This is a genomic window from Polaromonas sp. P1_G2, assembly GCF_056405515.1.
The window spans coordinates 1-4,797 of sequence record NZ_JBFUBY010000297.1; the positions used below are offsets into that span (position 1 = coordinate 1).

Consider the following 4,797-nt stretch of genomic DNA (forward strand, 5'->3'; position numbering starts at 1 on the left):
TTCTCGCTGCGCGCCATGCGTGGGCGGTGGCTGGCCTATGCCTTGATTGCCGAGCCCTGCGAGCCTGAAATCGATGCCGCCCGCCTCCAGTACCGGGCGGCGCTGGGTGACCAGATCGCGCGCCTGGTCGTGCAAGGCATTGCCAGCGGCGAATTCATCGAGGTCGACCCCGGCGTGGCGGCCTCGTGCGTGACCGGTGCCTTTATGGAAGCGCTGGTCGGCCCGCTGGCGCCCGAGGCCGAGCCCGATTCGGACTCCGCCAAAGCCATCGCCCAGACCACCGCCAGCCTGGCGGCGCGCATGCTGTTTCGCCATGCGGCACCGAAGCTGAAACTGATCTCCAGGGACGCGCCATGAACGCCCCTTACGAAGCACCGTTCGTCAAACCGGCGGGCTCTGCGGCGGCGACCCATGAAGTACTCAACCAGGCCGCGCCGGCCGGCGGCTTCAATGCCTTCGACGACGATGAGGCCTTGAGCAAGCTTGTGATGAAGATCGCACCCTGGGCCGCCGGAAAATGTAGCGCGTTGGGTGCGCTGGCCGGCGACGAGGCGTGGCAAGACGCCGCGCGCCTGGCCAATGAATTCGAGCCGAAGCTGCGCAGCCACGACCGATTCGGGAACCGCGTCGACTGGGTCGAGTTCCACCCCGCCTGGCACCAGCTCATGGCCGCGGCCTTCGGCCACGAGGTGCACAGCCTGGCCTGGACCACGGAGCACGGCAACGGCCATTTCGCGCGCGCCGTGCTGAGCTACCTCTGGAACCAGGTCGAGAATGGCGTGGGTTGCCCGACCGGGATGGCTTACGCGGCGGCGGCCGGTTTTGCCGGCAAGGCGCCGTTTGACGCTTGGCGGCAGAGGACGCTGGCCGCGGACTACGACCCACGCCGCCTGCCGATAGAACAGAAGCGCGCCGCGGTAATCGGCTACGCGATGACCGAAAAGCAGGGTGGCTCCGATTTGCGGCAGACACAAACGACTGCGGAATTTACCGGCAGCGGCGCGAACGGTCATACCTACAGCATTACCGGCCACAAATGGTTCTGTTCGGTTCCGGTGGCCGACGGTTTCTACACACTGGCGCAAACCCGCTCGGGCGTGAGCTGCCTGTTTGTCCCGCGCTTCCGGCCAGACGGCAGCCTGAACAATTTTTTCATTCAGCGGCTCAAGGACAAATGCGGCAACCGCTCCAATGCATCCAGCGAGATCGAGTACCGCGACACCTGGTCCATGCTGGTGGGCGAGGAAGGGCGCGGCATACGTGAAATCCTTTCGCACGCGCACCTCACGCGGCTGGACTTCGCGGTCGGCTCGGCCGGCCTGATGCGCCAGGCCCTGACACTGGCGCTCAACCATGCCCAGACGCGCACGGCTTTCGGCAAGCCCATGGCCGAGCTGCCCATGCAGTGCAATGTGCTGGCCGACCTGGCGATCGACAGCGAGGCGGCCATGCTGGGCGCCTTGCGCGTGGCGCGGGCGGCGGACGGCATGGCCTCCAGCGAGCGCGAACGGCTGCTCTCGCGCGTCGCGACGCCGACCATGAAGTTCTGGAACTGCCAGCGGGMCCCAGCTTTCGTCTACGAATGCGTGCAGRCGCACGGCGGCAACGGCTTCATCATGGAGAACCCGGTGGCCCGGCTGTACCGCGAGGCGCCGCTCAACTCGATCTGGGAAGGCACTTCCAACATGATGTGCATGGACGTGCTGCGCGCCATGGACAAGGACGGGCGCTGCCGCGACGCCCTGGTCGAAGAGCTGCGCTTGCACCGGGGCGCGAATGCCGCTTACGACCGCTTCACCGACGACCTGGCTGGCCGCCTCGCGCTCGCCTACCCGCACGACGGCCACGCGCGCATGCTGGTCACGCGCATCGCGCTGGCCTTGCAGGCGGGTGAAATGCTGGCGCACGGCGCACCGGAGGCTGCGGAGCTTTTCATCGCGTCGCGCCTGGCAAGTAGCGGCCTGCATGTGTTCGGCACCCTGCCCGATTCGCAGGCCCTGCCCGCCATCGTTCGGCGCGCGGCCGTGATACGCCACTGACCGTGCCGGAATTTGCCATGAGCACCATCCTCACGCTTCCCGAAACCGAGGTTCGCGGCCAGGTCAGCGCGACGGAGTGGGCGACCCGCGTCGACCTCGCCGCCTGCTACCGCCTGCTGGCCGTCTTCGGCATGACGGACCTCATCTACAACCACGTCAGCGCGCGAATCCCGGGCGGCGGGGAACAATACCTGATCAATCCCTACGGCATGCTGTACGAGGAGATCACGGCCTCCAGCCTGGTGAAGATCGACGTGCAAGGCAACACGCTGCTGCAACCGGGCCATGGCTACAGCGTCAACGTGGCGGGCTTTTACCTGCACGCGCCCATCCACGTCGCCCGGCCCGACGTGCAGTGCATCATCCACACGCACACCCGCGCCGGCACAGCCGTCAGCGCGCTGGCCGAAGGGCTGCTGCCGCTGTCGCAGACCGCCATGCGCTTTCACGGGCGCGTGGCTTATCACGATTTCGAGGGCCCGGCCATCAACGGCGCCGAGTGCGAGCGCGTGGTGAATGACCTGGGCCCGCACGACGTCCTCATGCTGCGCAACCACGGCCTGCTGGCCTGCGGCCCCAGCATCGCGCAGGCCTTCAACGCCATGTACTGGCTGGAGAACGCCTGCCGCATCCAGGTCGACATCCTGGGCTGCAACCGGGCCATCCACCAGCCGGCGGCGTCGGCCCTTGCCAACACGGTGAGCTGTTTTTCGGGCGAGGAAATCACGCTGGCCAACGAGGCGCGAACAAATCCGGTCCTCAACGCCGCGGCGCAAGCGCGGCACGGCGGCTACGGCAGCCTCGAGTGGCCAGCGCTGCTGCGCAAGCTCGACCGGCTCGATCCTTCTTACAAGAACTGAGCATGCACGACAAAGACGGCACCATGGGTTTTATCGGCTGTGGCCGGGTGGGCCGGACATTGGCCCGCGCGCTGGCGAATGCCGGCTACCGCGTTTCGGCGGCCTGGACGCGCGACCCGGCAGCCCTGCAACGATTCACGGACGAAGTGCCCGGCGTGATCCCTTGCCATGCGGCGCAAGAGGTCGTCGACCGTTGCAACTTCGTCTGGATCACCGTCGCCGATGACGCAATTGCATCCGTCGCGCAATCCCCGCAGTGGTCGCTGCGGCACCGTGTCGTGCATTGCAGCGGCGCCACCGGGCTGGTGGCGCTGGACAAGGCCAAACGTGATGGTGCCAGGGTCGGCGGCTTTCACCCCTTGCAGATGTTTGCCAACCCCGAGGTTGCCTTGCGCGGCCTGCCGGGCTGCACCGTCGGCATCGCCGCGGACGGCGGTTTTGCGGCGGAACTCGACGATATCGCCACCCGGCTCGGCTGTGTGCCCTTCACCGTGCCGGAGGGCAGCCGGGCGCTGTACCACGCATCGGCGTATTACGTGGGGCCCTTTCTGATTGCGCTGCTGCGTGAGGCGTCCCTGCTCTGGAGATCTTTTGGCGGGACGGAGCAGCAGGCGCTGGACGCCCTGCTGCCGCTGCTGGCCGGCACTGTCGCGGCCGTGAAGGATGCGGGACTGGCCAGGGGCATGGGCGGCTGCGTGGCTCGCGGCGACGTCGGCACGATCGGCAAGCACCTTGATGCGCTGCACGAACTCTCCGCTGATGCCGAGACGCTCTACCGCGAGCTCGCCCTGCGCACCGTGCCCCTGGGCCTGGAGCGCGGCACGCTGAACCGGGAGGGGGCCGCGCGTATTCAGTCGGTGCTGCGCGAAGTGCCCGCAGCACGCAAGACAAACCGGGCAAAGGCTTATCTGTGAGCATGAACAGCATCCGGAAACAGGAGCGGAAAAACAAAAAAGCCGGTTAGCGTTTGCTAACCGGCTATCTGTTGGTTTTATTGGTCGGTGTGAAAGGATTCGAACCTTCGACCCCTTGCACCCCATGCAAGTGCGCTACCAGGCTGCGCCACACACCGACAAGCCTCAGATTATAGCCTGCCTCGAAGCGCTTCTCAGTGGTTGTTGCCGAGGAGATCGCGGATTTCGAACAACTCGCGGCGCACAAGCTGCAGCCTTTGCTGCGCTGCGGTGCCCGTGGGCAAGTCAGACCCCTCACTGTCTTCAAAGTCGGAGTGGTCCGTCGAGTCCTCAAAATCGTCGAGTACCGAATCGCCGCCTTCAAGCAGCGACTCCCCGCCTTCAAGGACTTCGACTCCGTCCAGCATGACCTCGCCGTTGCGGCGCTTGTCGCGTTCGATCTGGACGATTTCCTGGAGTTTGTTGCGCGCGCCGCTGATGGTGAAGCCCTGGTCATAGAGCAGGTCACGGATGCGGCGGATCATGAGCACCTCATGGTGCTGGTAGTAGCGGCGGTTGCCGCGCCTTTTCATCGGGCGTAGCTGCGTAAACTCCTGCTCCCAATAACGGAGCACATGAGGTTTGACGCCGCACAAATCGCTGACTTCACCGATAGTGAAATAGCGTTTCGCCGGGATGGGTGGAAGGGTTTTCTCCAATTAAATCAATGCGCTAAGGAGGAAACCTCTAAATCTACTCTAAGTCGAAAGTTAGCGCAAAGGGTTGCTGGGCTTTTTTGAAATCTGTTGTTCCGTCACACAGGTAACACCTAGTTACTAAAGTGATCGCCTTGGTGAAAATCACGCCGCCGAGGACTGGGCGTTGGCGGGACCTACTCGACCGCAGTTTCGCCCTGGATCTGGTCTTTGAGCTTGTGGCTGGCGTGGAAGGTGACCACACGGCGGGCCTGGATGGGAATGGCCTCGCCGGTGCGGGGGTTGCGGC

At 65.1% G+C, this 4,797-nt stretch carries 5 protein-coding genes, 1 tRNA gene and 1 pseudogene; 4 read left to right on the forward strand and 3 right to left on the reverse strand.

The window, feature by feature from the left end; all coding sequences use genetic code 11:
* From AC1D0P_RS21900 to AC1D0P_RS21915, 4 genes and pseudogenes are all read left to right on the forward strand, one after another.
* Window positions 1-357, forward strand: a pseudogene (locus tag AC1D0P_RS21900) (TetR/AcrR family transcriptional regulator); the annotation flags it as partial.
* Entirely contained in the window at window positions 354-2,039 is a 1,686-nt protein-coding gene (locus AC1D0P_RS21905) for an acyl-CoA dehydrogenase family protein (RefSeq protein WP_477678676.1), read from the forward strand. The pseudogene AC1D0P_RS21900 and the gene AC1D0P_RS21905, both read left to right, overlap by 4 nt.
* 17 nt (window positions 2,040-2,056) lie before the next feature.
* Window positions 2,057-2,899, forward strand: coding sequence for a class II aldolase/adducin family protein (locus AC1D0P_RS21910; RefSeq protein ID WP_477678677.1), 843 nt, complete (start codon window positions 2,057-2,059; stop codon window positions 2,897-2,899).
* Between the two features lie 2 nt (window positions 2,900-2,901).
* Window positions 2,902-3,813 carry a Rossmann-like and DUF2520 domain-containing protein gene (locus AC1D0P_RS21915; protein WP_477678678.1) on the forward strand — a complete coding sequence of 304 codons (912 nt, stop codon included), beginning with the start codon at window positions 2,902-2,904 and terminating at the stop codon, window positions 3,811-3,813.
* An 81-nt stretch (window positions 3,814-3,894) separates the two neighbouring features.
* On the opposite strand, the gene AC1D0P_RS21920 is transcribed toward AC1D0P_RS21915, so the two are convergent.
* From AC1D0P_RS21920 to AC1D0P_RS21930, 3 genes are all read right to left on the reverse strand, one after another.
* A tRNA-Pro gene (locus AC1D0P_RS21920) sits at window positions 3,895-3,971 on the reverse strand.
* Between the two features lie 36 nt (window positions 3,972-4,007).
* On the reverse strand, window positions 4,008-4,511 hold the full coding sequence (locus tag AC1D0P_RS21925) for a MerR family transcriptional regulator (protein WP_477654612.1): 504 nt from the start codon (window positions 4,509-4,511) through the stop codon (window positions 4,008-4,010).
* A 173-nt stretch (window positions 4,512-4,684) separates the two neighbouring features.
* A partial coding sequence (locus AC1D0P_RS21930; RefSeq protein WP_477678679.1) for an HU family DNA-binding protein occupies window positions 4,685-4,797 on the reverse strand: 113 nt, incomplete at its 5' end.